The organism is Halobellus rarus (assembly GCF_024494595.1).
Taxonomy (GTDB): Archaea; Halobacteriota; Halobacteria; order Halobacteriales; family Haloferacaceae; genus Haloquadratum; species Haloquadratum rarum.
The window spans coordinates 184,436-203,679 of sequence record NZ_JANHDI010000009.1; the positions used below are offsets into that span (position 1 = coordinate 184,436).

Here is a 19,244-nt window from a genome sequence, read left to right on the forward strand (position 1 = left end):
TTTCACGGCTCAGACGGTCGCTACCAGTCGGTTAGTTCCAATTCGGAATCGCACCCCTATTTTGGGACAATATTTATTATGGTTGCTTACATCGGGTGGTGACGAGGCAGGAACAGGCACCGCTGCGACTTCGAGGTCGATCGGCGGGGACAAGATTCCTGTTTAGGAGTCGAACATATGGCAGACAACAATCGCAATCGAGTTTCGCGTCGTAGAATGCTTCAGGCACTCGGCGTCTCCGCTGCGGCCGGGCTTGCCGGCTGTGGTGGCAGAGGCGGCGGGTCGACGTCGACGAATACGGACAGTGGAGGGGGCGGTGATTCCGGCGGCGACGGCGGTGGCGGCGATAGCGGCGACAGCGGCCTCCCGTCGCAGTCGGAAGCTGTCGAGGAGTGGGGGCAACGAATCAACGAATACGCCCGGGAGTCGGGGATCGACTGGCAGCAGTTCGAGGGCACGTCGCTTATCTTCGGGATGAACGTTCACCCGTTCACCTCGGTCACCGAACCGCTGCTTCCGTACTTCGAGGAACTGACGGGGATCTCAGTCACGTACAACACCTTCCCTGAGGACCAGCTCTGGCAGAAGCTCACGCTCGACCTCAACAACGAGAGTGGCGTCTTCGACGGCTTCTTCCTCGGGCTGTGGCCCAGCGCCCGCTACCACAACGCGGGCTGGGTCAAGGATCTCAACCAGTACATCAACGATTCGAGCCTGACCGATCAGGACTGGCTCGCGACGGGAGATTGGCCCGAATCGGCGCTGAACGCGTTCACGTACGGCGACGGCGATCTGATCTCGCTACCGTTCGGTGTCGAGGCGTACGGTGCAGTGGCGTACGACGTGCCGTCCGTGGAGGCGGTCGGTATGGAGCCGCCGTCCAGCTACCCGGAACTCCGTGACCTCGCACAGGCAATCCACGAATCCGACGAGGTCGACCGCGCGGGGATCGCATCGCGTGCGAGCTCGACGACGCTGTCGTCGGCGAACTGGGCGACGGTGTTCAAATCGTACGACGCCGAGTGGATCGACTACGACGCTCGCGAGGCGACACTGAACTCCGATCGGGGGATCGCGTCGCTGGAGATCTTCGCGGAGATGATGGGCGATTACGGTCCGGCCGACATCGGAAACTTCGATTGGTACCGCTCGAACCAGGCGATGGGTAACGGGGACGTCGGGATGGCGCTGCACACCCCCTCGGCGATCGGCCCCTGGACGCAGGAACAGATCGACCGGACGGAGTGGCTTCCGCCGCTTCCCGGCCCCGACGGGACGCAACTCGCGAGCACCTGGGAGTGGGGGCTCGGGATCAGCGAGTACACCGAGAACCCCAACGCCGCGTGGCTCTTCCTGCAGTGGGCGCTCTCGCGCCCGATGATGCTACTCACGAACACCCAGCAGTGGGAGGGACAGGCCGTCTACGGTCCCGCTCGATCCAACTGGCTGTTCGAGCAGGACGAGTACCAAGAGCTGGGTCCGAAGGAGTCCTGGAACGAGGCGCACAGACAGGGAATGGAGATGGTGCCCTCGGATCCGCCGCCGGTTCCGCTCCACACGCCGCAGAACATGGATATGATGACCGAGGCGGCGATCGCGATGAACAACGCCGTGACCGACAGCAAGAGTGCCTCCGAGGCGCTCGACGACGCGGCTCCGCCGATCACGGAGTACGCGAAGGAAATCCCGGAGGCGTACCTGTAACCTCCTTAGGGGGAACGCATCCGGATGGGTTCCTCTCACAACTATGCTCGGAACAAAATACGTGCGTTCGCGGCTGGACCGGGTCGGCTCTCGGGAGCCACTGCTGAACCGGATCGACATCTCCGACCGAACGCTCAAATGGCTGTTTCTGCTCCCCTCGGTCGCGATCTTGGCCTTCCTCGCGATCTATCCGTTCATTCAGGGCATCTGGATGAGCTTTCACGAGTGGCCACTCGCGGCCGACACGCGAACGTGGGTCGGCCTCGCCAACTACGAGGCGCTCGTGGAGTCGGAGCGTTTCCTCGGATCCGCCAGAGCGACCGTCGTCTTCACCGGCGTCTCGGTGACGCTCGAACTGATCCTCGGCGTCGCTTTGGCGCTGTACCTGCGGTCACTCACCGGCAACTGGCGGCCGATATTCAGGACAATCTTCATCCTTCCGATGGTGATGACGCCGATCGCGACCGGGCTGATGTGGCGGCTGCTGCTCAACGGTCAGATCGGCGTCGTGAACTGGATGATCATAAACTTCTTGGGGATGACACCACCCTCCTGGACGTCGTCGCCGACGGTCGCGATGGCGACGGTCATTATGATCGACATCTGGCAGTGGACGCCGCTCATCGTGATGATCGTCTACGCGGGGCTGTTGTCCATCCCCGAGACGATGTACGAGGCGGCGCGCGTCGACGGAGCTCCCAAGCTTGCGGTGTTCCGACACATCACGCTGCCGCAGATCAAATATATGATCGGAATCGCAGTGGTCTTCAGGCTAATGCGGAGCTTCCGTAGCTTCGATATCATCTGGTTGGTGACGAACGGCGGTCCCGGGACCGCGACGGAGATCTTGAACATCTACCTCTACCGGGTCGCGTTCGTCAACCTCCAGGGCGGCGAGGCGGCCGCGCTCGGCATCATCTTGCTCGTCGTGACGATCGCAATTACGATGGGCATCATCAGGGGGCTGGGTATGCAATGAGTACGAGAAATCTTCCAGACATCGGCTCGGCAGTAACGTTCGCGACCGAGAACCCGCGGGCAGCGCTCGCGACCGCGATCAAGTACGGCGCGGGTATCATCGTCGCCATCTGGATGCTGTTTCCCATCTACTGGATGGTGACGGTAAGCATCCAGCCGCAGGAAGTCATTATGAACTGGCCGCCGCGGTTCCTGTTCTTCACGCCGGTTCTCGAGCACTACGTGACGCTCTTCACCGAGCAGAACTTCGGTCGGTATCTGTTCAACAGCTTCGTCGTCGCGGCCGGGGCAGTGCTGATCAGCGTCATCATCGGCGTTCCAGCGGCGTACAGCCTCTCGCGGATGGACGTGTACGGTGGCCACCACATCGGCTTCTGGATCCTCTCGACCCGGATGATCCCGCCGCTCTCGATTATGGTGCCGCTCTTCATCTTCTTCAGCGACGTCGGGCTCGACCGGAGCTTGCTCGGACTGATGATCGTCCACTTCCTCATCACGCTCCCGATGATCATCTGGATCGTGAAGGGGTTCATCGACGAGTTGCCGCAGTCGCTAGAGGAGTCAGCGATGGTCGACGGCTGCAATCGCATCCAGGCGTTCCGAGAGATCGTCGTGCCGCTGGTGATGCCCGGCATCGCCGCCGCGGGGTTCATCTCGTTCATCTTCTCTTGGAACAACTTCCTCCTGGCGCTGGTGCTGACCGGTGGCGACACGCGAACGGCACCGCTCGTCATCCAGTCATCGATGGGGTATCTCTCCATCAACTGGGGGATGCTCGGCGCCGCCGGCACAGTCACCGTCCTCCCGGTTGTCCTGATCAGCCTCGCTCTGCGAAACCACTTGGTCGAGGGACTCACGATGGGCGCGGTGAAACAATGAACACGACGCTACAAGAGGACACTGAATCTATGAAGACACTGATAACCGCGAATATGGACGACGACAGCTTGTACCGGCTCGAAAACGACATCGGACTCGACGTCGAGTACCATCCGATCGCGGAGCGCGACGGTCGATTCTCCCCGGAGGAGTTCATCGATCGACTCGACGGCGTCGAAATCCTCATTGTCGGCTTCGAGGGCGTCTCCGAGGAGGTCCTCGACCGCGTCGAGGACCTCCGGATCATCGCGTGTACCCGCGGCGGTCCGGACGCGAACGTGAACATCAACGCCGCGACCGAACGCGGGATCCCGGTGCTATACGCGCCGGGGCGCAACGCGGTCAGCGTCGCGGACTTCACGCTCGGGCTCATCCTGGCGGCGACCCGGCACATCGCACACTCACACCACCTGCTCCACACGGGACGCTACACCGGCGAACCGCAATCGGATTCCGCATCCGGCGGCGAACGCGAAGACGTGACCTGGGGCATCGCCAAGGGGTCGCCGTACGTCGAACTCAAAGGCCCCGAACTCGCGAACAAGACGCTCGGCATCGTCGGCCTCGGCGCGATCGGGAAGCGAGTAGCCCAGCGCGCGGCCGGGTTCGAGATGGACCTGCTCGGGTTCGACCCCTACGTCGATGCCGAGCAGATGGCCGATTTGGGCGTCGAGAAAGCCGATATCGACGAACTCTGTCGCGAGGCCGACGTGGTCACGGTTCACACGCCGGTGACCGACTCGACTCGCGGGCTGCTCGGTGCCGAGGAGTTCGATCTGATGGCCGACTCGACGTACTTCATCAACACCGCGCGCGGGGCGATCATCGATCAGGATGCGCTCCTCGCTGAACTTCAAGCGGGCACGCTCCGCGGTGCGGCGCTCGACGTGTACGACGAGGAGCCGCTGCCCGACGACCACCCACTACTCGAACTCTCGACTGTCGTCACGACGCCGCACCTCGCCGGAGCCGCCGAGGAAGTCATCGACCGCCACTCGAAGATGGTGGCGGACGACATCGAAGCACTGCTGAATGAACGTACGCCGGAGCACATCGCAAACGACGAGGTGCTCACGGTCGAGACCAGCGGGGATCGTGACTGATGGCGGGCGTGACGTTCGACGACGTGACAAAGGTGTACGAGGACAAAAACGAACAGATTGTCGCGGTCGAGGACCTGAACCTCTCGATCGACGACGGCGAGTTCCTCGTCCTCGTCGGCCCCTCCGGCTGCGGGAAGTCGACGACGCTGCGGATGGTCGCGGGCCTCGAAACGATCACCGAGGGGACCATCTCCATCGGCGACACCGTCGTCAACGGGCTGGAGCCTCGGGAGCGTGACATCGCGATGGTGTTCCAAAACTACGCGCTGTACCCGCACAAGACCGTCCAGCAGAACATGGCGTTCGGGCTGAAGTACTCCAGTGACCTCTCGAAACAGGAAATCAACGAACGGGTGCGCGAGACCGCGGAGATGATGGGCATCGACGACCAGCTCTCGGAGAAGCCGGATCAGATGTCCGGCGGACAGCGCCAGCGCGTCGCGTTAGGCCGCGCTATCGTGCGCCAACCGCAGGTGTTCCTGTTCGACGAGCCGCTGTCGAACCTGGACGCGAAGCTCCGGACCAAGATGCGGACCGAGATCTCACAGCTCCAGAACGAACTGGAGATCACCTCGATCTACGTCACGCACGATCAGGCGGAAGCGATGACGATGGGGGACATCGTCGCCGTGATGAACGCCGGGAAGCTCCAGCAGGCGGCCCCGCCGAATGAGGTGTACAACCACCCGGCCAACGAGTTCGTCGCCGGGTTCATCGGGTCGCCGTCGATGAACTTTCTCTCAGCGACCTACCAGAGCGACCACGGAACCGCGAGGCTCGTCAGCACCGACGAACGGACCGAATATCCGTTGGCGGAACAGATCGACGACCAGATCGACGCCACCCACGGCGACCGGATTCGAATCGGCGTCCGACCCGAGGACCTGCAGGTCGTTCGGGACCCCGAAGGGTGGGAAAACGCGGAGCTGTTCGACGCGACGATCAAGGTGGTCGAACCGATGGGCAGCGACAACTACCTCACGATCGACGTGAACGGGGCCGACGAAGTCTGGGACGCCCGCGTCGATTCGGCGTACGCACCCGAAGTCGGGACGCAGGTGGCGGTCGCGTTCGACGAGAGCGTGGTCCACCTGTTTGATGAGACCGGCGAGACGCTCAAATCACAGGGTCTGAGCGAGGCATCGTTCCACGGGGAAGTCGACGAATCCGTCCCGGTCGGGAAACAGTAGACGAATACAGACGCATAGGAGCGTATTTCACACAAACACGAGGGTCAATGGATGACACACAACACACAACTAGACGATAAACGGCGAACAGTCAGCGAACTCGGCCGCAGGATGCTCCAGCAGGGGCTCACCAAAGGCACCGGCGGCAACATCAGCGTCCGGGACGGCGATCAGATCGCGATCAGTCCCTCTGGGATCCCGTACGACGAGATCGATCCAGAGGACGTCCCGGTGATCGGACTCGACGGCGAGCAGGTCGCCGGCGATACCGATCCATCGAGCGAGTCCCGGATGCACGCCGGAATCATCCGCGAGCGCGACGACGTGGGCGCGGTCGTCCACACCCACTCGCCGTACGCGAGCACGTTCGCGAGCCTCGACGAATCGGTGCTGCCGTCGCACTATCTCATCGCCTTCGTCGGCGACGAGATTCCTGTCGCACCGTACGAGACCTACGGAACCGCCGAGCTGGCGGAGGCGGCGCTGGACACGCTCGGCGACGAATACAACGCCTGTCTGCTGGGAAACCACGGCGTCATCGCCACCGGCGAGGACGCCGAGGCAGCATACGAGGTCGCGCTGATGGTCGAGTACGTTTCTCGAATCCAGTATCAGGCGCTGAACGCCGGTGATCCGGAGTACCTCGCGGATGAAGAAATCTCTGACCTCATCGAGATTTTCGAGGGGTACGGCCAGAGCAGCGACACCGAGACCGCGATCGCAGAGCCGACGACCGACCTCCAAGCTGAACGGGAGGCGGTCGCGGACCTCGGCCGAGAGATGCTGGCCCAGGGCCTCACCGAGGGAACTGGTGGCAACATAAGCACGCGGAACGGCGATCGCGTCGCGATTAACCCCTCCGGCGTCCCCTACGAGGAGATCGATCCCGAGGACGTTCCCCTCGTTCATATCGACGGCGAGCAGGTCGCCGGCGAGCTGGGGGCAAGCTCCGAGAAGCCGATGCACCTGAAAATTATGCGCGAGCGTGAAGACGTCGGTGCGGTCGTTCACACTCACTCGCCGTACGCGAGTACGTTCGCGAGCCTCCACGAGCCGATTCCGGCCACGCACTACCTCATCGCCTTCGCCGGTAAGGAGGTCCCGGTCACGCCGTACGCCGAACCGGGCAGCGAGGAACTCGGGGCTGCGGCCGTCGAAGCGCTAGGCGGTGACCACAACGCCTGCCTCTTGGGGAACCACGGCGTCATCACTGTCGGAGAGGATGCCGAAGCCGCCTTCGAGGTCGCGCTAATGGTCGAATACTGTGCCCGCATCCACTATCAGGGAAGCAATATCGGCGAACCCGTCCACCTGCCCGATGCGGAACTGGAGCACCTGTTCGATCGATTCAGCGATTACGGACAGAGCGGGTAATCGATCAGAAAGTATCATTCAAATATATAGTTACTAGAAGTAATATTTATACCGCATATATTAAAATAATTATATTTATCTGAAATAAAACGCACCGCCCCCGGTAATAACCTCTCGATCGCTCGTCCCGCGCCCACCGGCGGTGACGAAATAGTCACGATCGTCAGTAACAACCGACGCGTCATCATCTCGTGATTCCCGCGCCGGGCACCGTAGGTGTTGAACTCGCGGGGTTCGGCGCCGTGGTCGACGAGCCACTCTCCGGCCGGCTGCTCACGGCTGATTGGCCTCGCCGGGCTGATATAGTTGGTTCGTGACCGTATCACTGAGAAGCATCAGCGTGCGGGCATCGTCGATATCTGTGACGCTGAACTCGCCACGACCCGCTTTCCGGAGTTTCGGCTGAGACTCGCGTATCTTCTAAGTCGTCGGGGGTACCATCCGAGATGTAGATGGTCCGGCCCTTCCATTCATCCTCGATATTCGTTTTGCTCGTTTCGTTCGTTTCTTTCAGTGAACTCGTTATCTGTGTTCCAGTCGATGAACTAGTTTCGGTCGTTTCGATCACCTCGGTCGTTCTCTCATCGTCGACCTCGTAGTCGCCTTCGATTCCAGACGCGCTTCCCCAGTCGTCTTGTGCTTCCACCTCCGCTGGTGGGTTTTACCGAAGTACCGTAGTTGACGAAGCCCTGCCTCTCTACCACGTCGACGGTCGAAAAATTCGAGGCCTCGAACTGGAGGCCTTGGTATCACACAGACTTTCGCGACTGGACAGTCTCTTCGGTTTCAGTCGAGCGCTCGGGCCGGTAGGTATTGAGACCGATCACGCGGTTGAGGACACACTGTTGGGTGGCCCCGGTAATGATGAGCACAAGGCTGACCAGACCGAACAGGGCGGCAACGGCTCCTGTTGAGAGCGGACCGAACCCAAGGCTGACGTACCCAGCAAGAGCAGCCAGTGAGATGATACCAAGGACTGGACCGAGTACGAGGCGAACTGTGCGATCGTAACCCCCGACATTCTTTTCCATATTGATCACACGCTATTGGCGCTCTGAGGATATAACCATATCTGGCCGTGCCGAAATATTCAACCGCTGATATGTCCTGTGGCGTACTGGAGTGCATACAAACGGTGCGGGGGTGGAACCACTACAACGACCGCTCAGCTACTGACCCGAGTGCGAGCGCGGTCGACTCGTCGTGTCGGGCGGTCACGACCTGGCAACCGACCGGCTTGTCGTCTGCCGTCCCGCACGGAACGGATAGCGCTGGGTGCCCCGTGAGGTTGAACGGGGCTGTGTGTGAGATTGTCTGGACGAACGCCGCTTGATTGGTCACAGTCCCGAACGGTGGTGCCGTCGTCGGCGTCGTCGGCAGCACGAGTGCATCGTACGCTCCGAGCGCTTCGTCGACCTCCCGGGTGAACGTCTCACGGACGCGCTGGGCGGCCACGTAGTGGCGTCCAGCCGCGGTTTCGAGGAGGCCACCACCTACGACGAGTTGGTCAGCGACGGTGTCGCCGAGCTGGTCGAGGTCGAGAGTTGCCAGCGCTGCCCGGAGGCCCTCGCTGTATCCTGTCCCAGTCCCGAAAACCAGACCGTTGTCAGCGAAGAGCCGAGCAAACTCGATCTTAGTGGTCGCCAAGAGCGCCAGGGGTATGGCCTCGAACGTCGGCAGCGAGACACGGTTGACGGCCACGCCAGCCTCTTCGAACCCCTCGACGGCAGCGTCAACCTGTTCCCGGACGTCCTTGTCGGCACCATCCATTGCTTCCTCGACGACACCTACTCGATCGCCGTCGACAGCGTCGGGGAGGGTTACGTCCGGTGTTGGCATCCCAATCGTTGAGGGATCACGCCCGTCCGGGCCAGCGACCACCTCGAACACGTCCGCTGCGAGAGCGACCGACTCCGCCAAGACGCCGACGTGATCGAGCGACGGGGCGAGATCGACGAACCCGAACCTGGGAACGGACCGGTGAGTAGGTTTCAATCCGACGACGCCGCAGTACGACGCTGGGATACGGACACTCCCCCCCGTGTCGCTGCCGAGCGCAGCGTCGAGGCGTCCCGCAGCGATAGCCGCCCCGCTGCCACTCGAGGATCCACCTGGCACTGCGCCATCGGCTGCGGGGTTCTCGATAGCACCGTGCGCGCAGGTCTCACCCGTCGTGAAGAATGCGAACTCGTCCATATTCGTCGTCGCGCGGACGTCACCGCCGGCGTCGAGGAGGCGCCGGACGACCGTCGCGTGGTACTCGGGCGTATACGACAGCGCCGCCGACCCGCAGGTCATCGGAACGCCGGCGACAGCGAAGTTGTCCTTCACGCCGAGCCGGCAACCCGAGAGCGGTCCGCCCCCTGTTTCACCGTCGGAAAGTGAGAAGGTGTACCGGAGAGCGTTGTGGGCGTCGTCCCCCTCACTCAGTGCTGTCGCTGGTTCGTCGGAGGGATCGGTGGCTCCAAGCGTTCCGAGCACCTCTGCCGTCGCGTCGAGTTCCGTCGCGTAACTCTCGACAGCCTCGTCGTTGAGAGTAAAGCCGTAGGTGTCTGCCGTACGTCGAATAGCTCGATCGGAGCGTTCGTTGGACATCTCATTAGTCTACTCGTGTCAGAGTATTAACTGTATTCCCTGCTGGTGGTAGTGTTTAATAAAGTGTCAGAGTACTACTCCGCGTAGAATCTTTCTACAACCGACCATTTACGGGTTAGATTGGTTTGCGGTTACGGTTCATACTTTGCCCAACGTGGAGCTATGAATCCGAAGCAGAGCGACCGAAGCTACCCCTGACTCCACGAATCGTAGCTCTCGTGGAATAATTACTGTCAGTATCGACTAAACACGGCCGGTGAAGACATCTCCCATCCCGCTCTCGAATCTGATTCAAGGATATGAGTTCCGCCACGAGCATTGAGCCGAGCAGGTCGTAGATCAACGGGTCGTCAGCAGGTCAACGGATGTCGAGTTCGCGGAACTCGTCCCGAATGTACGAAGTATGAGCCTCAGCCACGTGTTCGAGGATCGTTTCCCCAGCAGCGGCGGTTGCTGGGCGTGCGTCTCCGAGGACGCCGTTTTTGTCGTACACTTCCACACCTCTCGTAAATAAGGCCGCTGCGGATACCGTTCCGGTGTGGCCCTCTGGTAAATCGTCGACGACGAGGGACGGTTCGATGGCTAGGAGCATCGCGGTTTCGCTGGCCCCAGCGTGAACGACAGGTTCGTCCACGTCGATTCCGGCGGCGGCTAGCCCTTCCTGGAGCAGGTTCATGAACCGCTGGAGCCCGGTTACGGCAACCACGTCGATCTCCGTCGTTCGTGTGAGTTCCGGGTAGGCGGCGTCGATAACGGGGAAACAGCCACCGTGGCCGGGGAGAATCACGACGCGCTCGAAGCCCTGGGCCTCGAAGGACGACACGTGGTCCCGAAGCAGGCTCGTGAGTGTGTCTGGGGAGATGGATACGGTTCCGGGGAATCCGGTATGTTCCTCGGACGGACCGACGGGTACGGCGGGTGAGACGAGTGCGTCTCCGAGCCTGTGAGCGACGCGTTTCGCAATTGCAGTTGCAATTCGGGTGTCCGTCTCGAGCGGGAGATGCGGTCCGTGTTGTTCAGTAGCACCGAGCGGAAGGATAACGGTATCTATCCCGTCTTCGAGTGCGCCTTCGACTTCGGGCCACGTCAACTCGGCCATCGTCACGCGTTCGGGCTCGGTTCCGTCCATACGGACACTGTTCGGTCGGCGGCATAACACTGTTCCCCCGAGCGAGATGTGTTTTCTTCGAGTCCTGTGGGGACGGGGGGGAGGGGGTATCCAAACGTATTTGGTAGTCTATTGTATGGTAGGTATTGTATGTCTCAGTCAGTCGAAGCCAGCGGCGACGATGACCAGTCCACGACCGACGAACCCGACATCGAGGAGGACCTCTTCGAGGAGGAACTCCGGATCGACGGGATCTGTGGCGTCTACTGATATGACGACGACCGTATGCAAACCCCCTCACGTCAAGTTTCGCCGGGAGGGGGATGGCGGCCTCGTCTACGACCACGAGAACTACGGCTACGAGGATGCATCGATGTACGAGGTGAGCGACACTGTCATCGACGTGCTGGAGTTCGTCGACGGCGAGCGCTCCCGGGAGGCCGTCGAATGCGAGTTCTCGCCGGCGGTCGTAGAAACGCTCGTCGAACGGGGGGTACTCGCCGATGTCGAGTGAGCCCCTGTCGGCGCCAGTCACCATCACGTGGGAGGTGACGCTGGGCTGTAATCTCCACTGCGACCACTGCCTCTCGGGTAGCGGCCCGGGTCACCAACTGCCGAACGAGCTCACGACCGAGCAGGCCCACGACTTCATCGCCGAACTCGACGAGATGGACGTGTTTCAGGTGAACATCGGCGGCGGCGAGCCGTTCGTCCGTTCCGATATGCTGGAACTGCTGGCGGATCTCACCGAGCGGGACATCTCGACCTGCGTGAGCACGAACGGCACCCAGCTCGACGAGGCCACCCTCGATCGCATCGAAGCGATGGATCCGCTGTTCCTGCAGGTGAGTATGGACGGCTTGCAGGCCGAGAACGACGCCATCCGTGGCGAAGGCGTATACGAACAGGTCGTCGACGCGCTGGACCGACTGGAAGACCGCGACATCGGCACGACCGTCAACACCGTCGTCACCCGGCAGAACGTCGATGACCTCCCAGAGATCTACGACCTCGCTGAATCCCACGGCGCCGGCCTGCGGCTGAACCGCTTCCGCCCCAGCGGTCGTGGCGAGGACACGTGGGACGAGTTCCGGTTGACCGAGGAACAGATCCGCTTCCTCCACGGGTGGATCGAAGACCACCCCGACGTGCGGACGGGCGACTCCTTCTTCTACCTGAATGCGCTGGGCGAGGTGCGAAACAACACCCTCAAGCAGTGCGGCGCGGGCTCGATGACCTGTCTCGTCGACCCGGCGGGCGACGTGTTCCCGTGCGCGTTCACACAGTGGGACCACCTCGCCTCGGGCAACGTCGTCGAGGATGGCTTCCAGGCCGCGTGGAACGAGATCGCGAATCTCCGCAACCAGATCGACGATCACGAGGGCTGCCCCGCGGTCGCGATGGGGAGTTCGGATCCGAACGGCGAAGACCCCCAGTTGCGGGCCATCCTCTCGGGCGACTGAGTCCCGTGGCGACCCCCGCCACCTCCCCTGTGGACCGACCCGCCAGTACGGCCGGCGAGTACCGTCGCCGCGACACCGTCTCGGTCGTCGACGGCGTCGTCTTTTCTCGGCGTCCAGTGGCCGCTACCCGGCTCAACGACGCCGCCGTCTCGCTGCTCTGTGAACTCGACGACGATATGTTTCACACGCCGGCAGAGATCGCTTCCGAGACGGGCTACGATACCGAGACGGTCGAGTCCCTGTTTGGACGCCTCGCCGATCGGGACTTCTTGGAGTGGCGGCCGGCACGCGACCCCGCGTATCGGCCGCCGGTGTCGATCGTGGTCACGGTACGGAACGACCGCGAGAACCTCGAAGGCTGCCTCGACGCGCTTGCGGACCTGTCGTATCCGAGCTACGAGGTGGTTGTAGTCGACGACGGATCGACGGACGGGACGGTCGAAGCCGCAACCGACCACCAACTCACTGAGGAGGGGCGACTACGTCTCGTCGAGGTCGGGAGCGCGGAGGAGCCGATCGGGATCGGCGCCTCCAGAAACCGGGGCGTCGCGGCGGCGGCCCGCGATGTGATCGCGTTCACCGACGCCGACTGCCGGCCGCGACCGGAGTGGCTCGCGGACCTCGTGCCGTGTCTGGCCGGCCACGACCTCATCGGCGGGCGCGTCCGGCCGGCCGGCGGCACGACGGCGAGCGCGTACGAGGCGGTCAACTCCTCGCTGGATATGGGCGCACACGCGGCCCGCGTCGACCCGGGCGGGGGGACGCCGTACCTCCCGACCGCGAACCTCGTCGGGACACGCGCGGTCTTCGAGGCGGTGCCGTTCCCCGAGCGCAACGTCGCCGAAGACGTCGAGGTCTGCTGGAACGCGGTCGCGGCCGGCTTCGACGTCGTCTACTCGCCGCGGGGCGTCGTCGAGCACGCGTACCGGTCGGGTCGACAGTTTGCGGGCCGACGGGCGACCTACGCGGCGTCGGAGGCGCTGCTCGCACGGGCGTACGGACGCGACCAGGCTGATCGTGTCGGCGTGCCAGTCGCTGGCCTGCTCGTTGTCGTCCTCGCGGCTCTCGCGATGGCTTCTTCCGGGATCGTCGCGGGCGTCACCGGCGGCGGCGCGGCGCTGGTCGGTGGTCTCGCGGTGACTGTCGACGGTGTTCGAATCCGGAACCGCGAACGCCAGCTGCCGGATATCTCTCGCGGAGATCTAGTCCGTAGCTGGGCCCGAGAACGCCTGTCTTCGGCCTACGAGATCTCGCGGGAGGTACTGCGGTACTACGCCGGACCGCTCGCGCTCGCGGGCATTCTCGCGTGTATCGGCGGTGCGCCAGCGCTCGCGGGAGGGGTCCTCGTCGGGATCGTCGCGGTGACGACGCTGCCGATAGCGGTGGAGTACCGGGTTCACGACCCCGACGTCTCGGTCGCCGGCTACGCGGTCTACTACCTCGCCGACCACCTCGGCTACCAGGTCGGTGCCTATCGCGGCGCCCTCGCGCACTGGACGGTGGCGCACCTCAGGCCCGACGCGCGGTTCGAGCTCGTCGGACACGGCGCAAGTTTGCTCGCCGGCCTGACGCCGCGCCACGAGAGGACGGACGTCCGAAGCGTCCACGTCGGCGGCGTCACCACGCGGTTCCGCGTCGAAACGCCGGCCGAACGCTGGTGGTTCGAAGACGGGAGTCTGGGCAGCGAGCGCTCGATCGTCACCGACCTGCTCGATCGGTTGCGCCCCGACGACAGGTTCCTCGACGTCGGAGCGAACGTCGGCCAGTACAGCTGTCCTGTCGGCCGCGCGCTCGAGGGGTATGCGGACACGGGTGACGGCGGGAGACCGATCGCGGCCGTCGAACCGCATCCGCGGAATGTGGCTCGGCTCGCGGAGAACCTCGATGCGAACGACGTCGACGCCCGGATCGTCAGGGCCGCGTTCGGAGCGGCCAACGGCGAGGGGATCCTCCGAGATGACTCGACCGATGCCGACGCCGATGCTGATCCGGGCATCGGCACGCACGCGCTGGTCGACCAGCCGGGGGTAGTGGACGAGGCTGTCTCGGTCGATGGCGACGGAGGGGATGAAAGTGGCGTCGCAACGGATGTCGTGACGGGCGATTCGTTGGTAGAGTCCGGCGAGATCCCCCAGCCGACAGTCGTCAAGATCGACGTCGAGGGCGCGGAGGTCGACGTCCTCGGGGGACTCCAGCGGACGCTCGCGAACCCGGCGTGTCGGCTCGTATACTGTGAGGTCCACTCCGACGTCCCCGAGGGGAGTCAGAACCGTCGGGAGTCGGTCCGAACGACGCTGGCCGAGCACGGCTTCGACGTGAGCACGGTCCGTGAGTTCCAGGACGGCAGAGCCGCGATTAGAGCCGAGCGAGGCGGAGACTGTGGTAGCGGTTGTACGTTTTGACTTACTCGATCGCACGCCGCCGTTCGATTGGGCGAGTACTCAGTTGCAAACGCTACTCTCGTCGATCGCGATGGCTTCCGATCCCGCCGGTGCGTTTCGCGAATTTCAAATGAGGTCCTGATCCCGGAGATACGCGACAACCTGCTCGGCCGCCTCTTCGGGGGGCGCGTCGATGCGTTCGCCGGCGCTCGTGCCCGAATCGGTCCCGCGGCCGAGCATCCGGTAGATACGCTGCTCGACGGTTCCCGCTCTGGGTGGTCGCCCGCGTCCCCAGCGCTCGTTCGGCGTCACGTCCTCTACCGTCGCCGCGCCGATGCTCATCGCGAACCGGGACTCTCCCGGCGCGACATCCTCCAACGCCACCGTCTCGATCTTGGCACGCTGGCCGGCGACGACCGTCGAGAGCGGCGCACGGTCGGGGTCGGTGAATCCCGCATCGATTCCCAGCACTGCCGGAACCTTGAGGACGACCGCCTCCTGCCGGCCGATCGACAGCTTGCGCTGGACGGCGAGTTCGCCCTGTTCGATCGACACCTCGGCGTCGAGATTCGGGGTGCCGAGTCGGGTCACGCGCGTCGCAGCAGGCCAGTCCAGCCGTTCACCGACCAGGGTCGCGATCTCGGCGCCCGCGAACGACGACGACTGCCCCACCACGACCGCGTCGGGAGACTCGCGGGCGGCGACGCGGGAGAGCACGGTCGCGTACTTGTCGCCGGCTACCTCCTCTATGGGGTCGTACTCCACGTGAAGCCCCTCGTCGGCGCCGTGTCCGAGTGCCGCGCGGACGCAGCGCCGCGCCGGGTCGCCCCCGATGCCGACAGCCGTCACGTCGTCGGCGACTTCCTGTGCCGCAGCCAGCGCGACGCGGTCGTCGATACTGAGCTGGTGGCGGTAGGGTTCCGCGTTCCCGTCGTCGTCGACGACCCGATGGGGCTCCGGGCGGGCGGTGACGATTGCCTTCATCGTGCGGTGTACCCCCCGTCGACCGGGATCGTTGCCCCGGTAACGAACGCCGCGTCGTCGGACGTCAGGAATGCGATCGCCCGGGCGATATCCTCGGGCGCGGCGATCCCCAGCGGTGTCCCTTCGATCATCTCCTCGGCCGTGGCGGGAAGATCGTCGTCACCCCCCTCCGACAGCGCCTGCTGTAGCATCGGCGTCTCGACGATACCGGGGCAGATGGTGTTCGCGCGGATCTCCGGCGCGTACTCGACGGCGATGGAACGAGTCAGCGAGACCAGTGCGCCCTTCGTAGCGGTGTAGATATCCATCCCTGGCTCCGCGATCAGCGCCGCTATAGAGGCGTTGTTGACGACGACGCCGGTCCCGTCACCGGTATCGAGCATCGCCGGGATGGCGTGCTTGCAGGCGTACATCGGCCCCTTGAGGTTTACGCCGGTCAGGAACTCGTAGGCGTCCTCCTGGAACTCCGTGATCGGACCGTCGGCGTCCTGGGAAGCGACCGCGGCATTGTTCACCAGCACGTCGACGCGGCCGAACGTCGCCTCGGCGTGCGTGATCATCTCCGCTACGGCGTCCTCGTCGCTCACGTCGGTCTCGACGAAGGAGGCGTCGCCGCCGTCCTCGGCGGCGATGGATTCGACGAGCTGCTCGCCCTCGTCGCCGGAGAGGTCCGCGACGACGACGTCTGCCCCCCGCTCGGCGAGTGTGCGACACGTCGCCGCGCCGATGCCACTCGCACCGCCCGTCACGATCGCAGTTTGGTCGGTGAGGTTCATAGTCAGCCGAAGTCGAACTCCACGCCCTTGCCGCCCTCCGCTTTCGACCACGAGACGGCGCCCTTGTCGGGATCGTTCGCACAGAAGACCATACAGGCTCCGCACTCCACGCACGGCTCGTACGCGAAGTAGATGCCGCCCTCTTGATCCTCCTGATAGTCGAAGCACTCCGCGGGACAGAGGTGCAGGCAGGGCTTGTCCTCGCAGGTGACGCACTGCTCGTTGTCGACGGTGATGTGGGCATCCTCGCTGACGTCCCAATTGACCGTCTCGAGGTCGTCCTGTACGCTCATCGGTCAGCTCCTCCGTCGTCGGCCGATCGTTGTTTGGTGTTTGATAGCATAGTCGTGTGTTCTCGTCTACAATTATTGCTCTTCCGGTCAGAGTGACCTGAGTCCGCGGTAGCCGTCCCTCAGCAGATCGAGGAACCCGGCGTCGCTCCGACGGAACGCGCGATACGCCTGTCGCCACGTCAGCCCGGAGGCGTCGGTGTTCGCGGAGTACATCGACCGCAGTGTCTCGGTCGCGATCCCCGGGTAAGCGCCGTACATCCGCTCGTTCTCGAGGAACCTCGGAAGATGACGATGTTGCTTCATATCCTGTAGTACGTAGGAGTCCTCTAGCCGGTCGTCGTATCGCTGTCCGAACGAGTCCCAGTCCGCATCCGCCTCGCACTCGACGGCGGCCTCGGCGGCGACGAGGCCGCTCTTGATGCCGTAGTCTAAGCCGCGGAAGGTGTACCCCTTGTTGAGCACGAGCCCTGCCGCGTCGCCGACGAGCGCGACTCTGCGGTCGTACCGGCCCGGCAGCGAGTCATAGGAGTGTTCGGGCACCAGAATACCCTGATACTCCTCGACGGCGTCACCCCGTACGTACGGGCGAACGGTGTCGAGTTCCATAAACCGCTCCAGCAGCGAGTACAGCGGCGTCCCGGTGTCACCGTAGCCCTCGCTTCCCAGCCACCGAAGCGTTTCGAGTCCACCGACCGCGCCGACGGAGATGTACTCCTCGAACGTATAGATGAAGTACCCAATCGTGGGCGCGCCCTCTGGGAATCCCGTGTAAATGTAGGCGGCGCCCTCGTCGCTGTCGAGGTTGAAACGCCGGTCGATCTCCTCGCGACCCACGTCGATCACCTTCTTCACCGACAGCGCCATGTCCTCGTTGCGCATCGTGCGCTGGATGCCGGTCTTCCGTCCGACCGTCGTGTTCACGCCGTCGGCGCCGATCACGGCATCGCAGGCGATGTCGCCGTTCTCCCGGTCGGTGTGGACCACCGCGCGGTCGGCCTCCTGTGTCACGTCTTTCACCCCCGTCTCCGGGAGGAACGTCACCCCCTGTTCGACCGCGCGGTCGACGAACCACCGATCGAACTTCCCGAGCATCAGCGTGTAGTTGGGCTCCTCGCGGAGTTCGAGGTCGCGGTAGCCGATGGAGACCTCCGCGTCGCCGTGAAGCAGTTTGATGTTGTGCTCGACCACGTGGCGTTCGAGCGGTGCCTCCTCGGGGAACTCGGGCACGAGGTCGTCGAGGATACTGCCGTAGAGCACGCCCCCGGTGACGTTCTTCATCCCGGGCTGTTTGGCGCGTTCGACCAGCGCCACGTCGAACTCCTCGTCGGCGAGCTTGTACGCGGCCGCGACGCCCGCCCGCCCGGCACCGACGACCACCACGTCGAATGAGGCGTCTGTCATTCGGCCACCTCCTCGGCTGCCGCGGGCTCGCCCTCGGTTCTGGCCCGCCGGACCGCCTCGGCCAGCGCCGGACCGTACTCGTACACGTCGCCGACGATACCGATGTCGGCGAAATTGAAGATGCGCGCCTCGGGGTCGGAGTTGATCGGGATCAGGTGGTCGGCGTTCACCGACCGCATATGGTAGGAGTCGCCGGAGATGGCGCAGGGGACGTACAGCTCCACGTCGATCTCCTTGCCCGTCACGCCGATCTGGCGGTCGTAAGACACCCACCCCTCGTCAGATGGCGGACGGGACGCCCCCATCGCGGCGCCGAACGCGTCTGCGAGGGTTTCGATCAGGTCGAACCCGTCGGCGCCGCCCATCCCGAACCCGCCGGCGACGATGCGCCGCGCCTTCGAGAGGTCGTTCTCGGGCACCTCGAACGTCTCGACGTGTCGGATCCGGTCGTCGTCGGTCACGTCGACTTCGACGGTGCGTTCCGTCGGCTCTCCCTCCGGCGGCTGCTCGGGCGTCCCGAGCGCCTCGGTGTTGAGTGTCACCACCGGCGGCTCGCGCTCGAAGGCGAGTTCCGCGTACGCCCGCCCGCCGTAGGCGGGCCGCCCCGCGAGCAGTTTCCCGTCACGGACCCGGAGCAGGCAGTCGGTGACGCAAGCGCCGCGCCGTCGCCGCGCTGTCGCTGCCGCGAGGTCGGCGCCGTCGGCGGTATCCGGAAGCAGCACGGCGCGGGCGTCGTCGGTGAGTTCGGCCAGCGCCCGCGAGCGTGCTCGGACGCCTGCTGCGCCCGGGGCGAACGATCCGTCGTTCCGGGTGACGTGGAGCACTTCGTCGGGGGTGCCGGCCGCCGCCTCGTCGGGCGAGACGACACCGTCGAACGCGACCGCGACGACAGTCGGTCGCTCGGACCTGTCGGCGTCGTCGCCGAGCGCTTCAGCGAGTCGGTGGGCTTCCTCGAGCAGTGCGACGTCGTCGGCGTCGGGAACGGCCACTATCTGAGTCATCGTTGGCACCTCGC

At 64.1% G+C, this 19,244-nt stretch carries 18 protein-coding genes and 2 pseudogenes; 10 read left to right on the forward strand and 10 right to left on the reverse strand.

Features of this window, described 5'->3' with window-relative positions; all coding sequences use genetic code 11:
- Window positions 1-216 precede the first annotated feature (216 nt).
- Genes NO876_RS11965 through NO876_RS11990 form a run of 6 tightly spaced genes read left to right on the forward strand, consistent with a single transcriptional unit; the run spans window position 217 to window position 7,228 of the window.
- Entirely contained in the window at window positions 217-1,704 is a 1,488-nt protein-coding gene (locus tag NO876_RS11965) for an ABC transporter substrate-binding protein (protein WP_256421901.1), read from the forward strand.
- A 43-nt stretch (window positions 1,705-1,747) separates the two neighbouring features.
- On the forward strand, window positions 1,748-2,683 hold the full coding sequence (locus NO876_RS11970; protein ID WP_256421902.1) for a carbohydrate ABC transporter permease: 936 nt from the start codon (window positions 1,748-1,750) through the stop codon (window positions 2,681-2,683).
- Window positions 2,680-3,561: a carbohydrate ABC transporter permease gene (locus tag NO876_RS11975; RefSeq protein WP_256421903.1), complete on the forward strand. Its 882-nt coding sequence runs from the start codon at window positions 2,680-2,682 to the stop codon at window positions 3,559-3,561. The genes NO876_RS11970 and NO876_RS11975 overlap by 4 nt, the downstream gene beginning before the upstream one ends.
- Before the next feature lie 29 nt (window positions 3,562-3,590).
- Window positions 3,591-4,664, forward strand: coding sequence for a 2-hydroxyacid dehydrogenase (locus NO876_RS11980; protein WP_256421904.1), 1,074 nt, complete (start codon window positions 3,591-3,593; stop codon window positions 4,662-4,664).
- The gene (locus tag NO876_RS11985) at window positions 4,664-5,854 is read left to right on the forward strand and encodes an ABC transporter ATP-binding protein (RefSeq protein WP_256421905.1); all 1,191 of its coding nucleotides are present in this window, start codon (window positions 4,664-4,666) and stop codon (window positions 5,852-5,854) included. Before NO876_RS11980 ends, NO876_RS11985 begins: the two co-directional genes overlap by 1 nt.
- 51 nt (window positions 5,855-5,905) lie before the next feature.
- Complete coding sequence (locus NO876_RS11990) at window positions 5,906-7,228, forward strand: class II aldolase/adducin family protein (protein ID WP_256421906.1); 1,323 nt, start codon at window positions 5,906-5,908, stop codon at window positions 7,226-7,228.
- A 176-nt stretch (window positions 7,229-7,404) separates the two neighbouring features.
- Here NO876_RS11990 and NO876_RS18140 read toward each other — a convergent pair.
- From NO876_RS18140 to NO876_RS12010, 5 genes and pseudogenes are all read right to left on the reverse strand, one after another.
- A pseudogene (locus tag NO876_RS18140) lies at window positions 7,405-7,594 on the reverse strand (hypothetical protein); the annotation flags it as partial.
- Window positions 7,595-7,597: 3 nt separating this feature from the next.
- A pseudogene (locus tag NO876_RS11995) lies at window positions 7,598-7,874 on the reverse strand (DUF8160 family protein); the annotation flags it as partial.
- A gap of 103 nt (window positions 7,875-7,977) precedes the next feature.
- Window positions 7,978-8,259, reverse strand: coding sequence for a YgaP family membrane protein (locus tag NO876_RS12000; RefSeq protein ID WP_256421907.1), 282 nt, complete (start codon window positions 8,257-8,259; stop codon window positions 7,978-7,980).
- A 121-nt stretch (window positions 8,260-8,380) separates the two neighbouring features.
- Window positions 8,381-9,823: an amidase gene (locus NO876_RS12005; RefSeq protein ID WP_256421908.1), complete on the reverse strand. Its 1,443-nt coding sequence runs from the start codon at window positions 9,821-9,823 to the stop codon at window positions 8,381-8,383.
- 358 nt (window positions 9,824-10,181) lie between these two features.
- A complete protein-coding gene (locus NO876_RS12010; protein WP_256421909.1) occupies window positions 10,182-10,952 on the reverse strand; it encodes a creatininase family protein in 771 nt (256 codons plus the stop codon).
- Window positions 10,953-11,081: 129 nt separating this feature from the next.
- Between NO876_RS12010 and mftA the strand changes: the two genes are divergently transcribed.
- Genes mftA through NO876_RS12030 form a run of 4 tightly spaced genes read left to right on the forward strand, consistent with a single transcriptional unit; the run spans window position 11,082 to window position 14,796 of the window.
- Window positions 11,082-11,201 carry a mycofactocin precursor MftA gene (mftA, locus tag NO876_RS12015; RefSeq protein ID WP_256421910.1) on the forward strand — a complete coding sequence of 40 codons (120 nt, stop codon included), beginning with the start codon at window positions 11,082-11,084 and terminating at the stop codon, window positions 11,199-11,201.
- 1 nt (window position 11,202) lies between these two features.
- Window positions 11,203-11,445, forward strand: coding sequence for a mycofactocin biosynthesis chaperone MftB2 (gene mftB2 / locus NO876_RS12020; RefSeq protein ID WP_256421911.1), 243 nt, complete (start codon window positions 11,203-11,205; stop codon window positions 11,443-11,445).
- Complete coding sequence (gene mftC, locus NO876_RS12025; RefSeq protein ID WP_256421912.1) at window positions 11,435-12,394, forward strand: mycofactocin radical SAM maturase; 960 nt, start codon at window positions 11,435-11,437, stop codon at window positions 12,392-12,394. Before mftB2 ends, mftC begins: the two co-directional genes overlap by 11 nt.
- Window positions 12,395-12,423: 29 nt before the next feature.
- Window positions 12,424-14,796 (forward strand): FkbM family methyltransferase, encoded by a 2,373-nt coding sequence (locus NO876_RS12030; RefSeq protein WP_256421913.1) that lies wholly within the window; start codon window positions 12,424-12,426, stop codon window positions 14,794-14,796.
- A 105-nt stretch (window positions 14,797-14,901) separates the two neighbouring features.
- On the opposite strand, the gene NO876_RS12035 is transcribed toward NO876_RS12030, so the two are convergent.
- The 5 genes from NO876_RS12035 to NO876_RS12055 all read right to left on the reverse strand — a co-directional run bounded on the left by NO876_RS12035 (window position 14,902) and on the right by NO876_RS12055 (window position 19,230).
- A complete protein-coding gene (locus NO876_RS12035; RefSeq protein ID WP_256421914.1) occupies window positions 14,902-15,759 on the reverse strand; it encodes a hypothetical protein in 858 nt (285 codons plus the stop codon).
- Complete coding sequence (locus tag NO876_RS12040; protein ID WP_256421915.1) at window positions 15,756-16,535, reverse strand: SDR family NAD(P)-dependent oxidoreductase; 780 nt, start codon at window positions 16,533-16,535, stop codon at window positions 15,756-15,758. The genes NO876_RS12035 and NO876_RS12040 overlap by 4 nt, the downstream gene beginning before the upstream one ends.
- A 2-nt stretch (window positions 16,536-16,537) precedes the next feature.
- Window positions 16,538-16,828, reverse strand: a complete 291-nt coding sequence (locus tag NO876_RS12045; protein WP_256421916.1) for a ferredoxin family protein — start codon at window positions 16,826-16,828, stop codon at window positions 16,538-16,540.
- Window positions 16,829-16,915: 87 nt separating this feature from the next.
- Window positions 16,916-18,229, reverse strand: a complete 1,314-nt coding sequence (locus tag NO876_RS12050; protein ID WP_256421917.1) for an FAD-dependent oxidoreductase — start codon at window positions 18,227-18,229, stop codon at window positions 16,916-16,918.
- Window positions 18,226-19,230, reverse strand: a complete 1,005-nt coding sequence (locus tag NO876_RS12055; RefSeq protein ID WP_256421918.1) for an electron transfer flavoprotein subunit alpha/FixB family protein — start codon at window positions 19,228-19,230, stop codon at window positions 18,226-18,228. The genes NO876_RS12050 and NO876_RS12055 overlap by 4 nt, the downstream gene beginning before the upstream one ends.
- Between the last annotated feature and the right edge of the window lie 14 nt (window positions 19,231-19,244).

What these genes read in the sequence shown, in the direction of transcription:
- NO876_RS11965 (WP_256421901.1), top strand. Translation starts at nt 217, where the DNA reads ATGCTTCAGGCACTCGGCGTCTCCGCTGCGGCCGGGCTTGCCGGCTGT.
- NO876_RS11970 (WP_256421902.1), top strand. Translation starts at nt 1,748, where the DNA reads ATGCTCGGAACAAAATACGTGCGTTCGCGGCTGGACCGGGTCGGCTCT.
- NO876_RS11975 (WP_256421903.1), top strand. Translation starts at nt 2,680, where the DNA reads ATGAGTACGAGAAATCTTCCAGACATCGGCTCGGCAGTAACGTTCGCG.
- NO876_RS11980 (WP_256421904.1), top strand. Translation starts at nt 3,591, where the DNA reads ATGAAGACACTGATAACCGCGAATATGGACGACGACAGCTTGTACCGG.
- NO876_RS11985 (WP_256421905.1), top strand. Translation starts at nt 4,664, where the DNA reads ATGGCGGGCGTGACGTTCGACGACGTGACAAAGGTGTACGAGGACAAA.
- NO876_RS11990 (WP_256421906.1), top strand. Translation starts at nt 5,906, where the DNA reads ATGACACACAACACACAACTAGACGATAAACGGCGAACAGTCAGCGAA.
- NO876_RS12000 (WP_256421907.1), bottom strand. Translation starts at nt 8,259, where the DNA reads ATGGAAAAGAATGTCGGGGGTTACGATCGCACAGTTCGCCTCGTACTC.
- NO876_RS12005 (WP_256421908.1), bottom strand. Translation starts at nt 9,823, where the DNA reads ATGTCCAACGAACGCTCCGATCGAGCTATTCGACGTACGGCAGACACC.
- NO876_RS12010 (WP_256421909.1), bottom strand. Translation starts at nt 10,952, where the DNA reads ATGGACGGAACCGAGCCCGAACGCGTGACGATGGCCGAGTTGACGTGG.
- mftA (WP_256421910.1), top strand. Translation starts at nt 11,082, where the DNA reads ATGTCTCAGTCAGTCGAAGCCAGCGGCGACGATGACCAGTCCACGACC.
- mftB2 (WP_256421911.1), top strand. Translation starts at nt 11,203, where the DNA reads ATGACGACGACCGTATGCAAACCCCCTCACGTCAAGTTTCGCCGGGAG.
- mftC (WP_256421912.1), top strand. Translation starts at nt 11,435, where the DNA reads ATGTCGAGTGAGCCCCTGTCGGCGCCAGTCACCATCACGTGGGAGGTG.
- NO876_RS12035 (WP_256421914.1), bottom strand. Translation starts at nt 15,759, where the DNA reads ATGAAGGCAATCGTCACCGCCCGCCCGGAGCCCCATCGGGTCGTCGAC.
- NO876_RS12040 (WP_256421915.1), bottom strand. Translation starts at nt 16,535, where the DNA reads ATGAACCTCACCGACCAAACTGCGATCGTGACGGGCGGTGCGAGTGGC.
- NO876_RS12045 (WP_256421916.1), bottom strand. Translation starts at nt 16,828, where the DNA reads ATGAGCGTACAGGACGACCTCGAGACGGTCAATTGGGACGTCAGCGAG.
- NO876_RS12050 (WP_256421917.1), bottom strand. Translation starts at nt 18,229, where the DNA reads ATGACAGACGCCTCATTCGACGTGGTGGTCGTCGGTGCCGGGCGGGCG.
- NO876_RS12055 (WP_256421918.1), bottom strand. Translation starts at nt 19,230, where the DNA reads ATGACTCAGATAGTGGCCGTTCCCGACGCCGACGACGTCGCACTGCTC.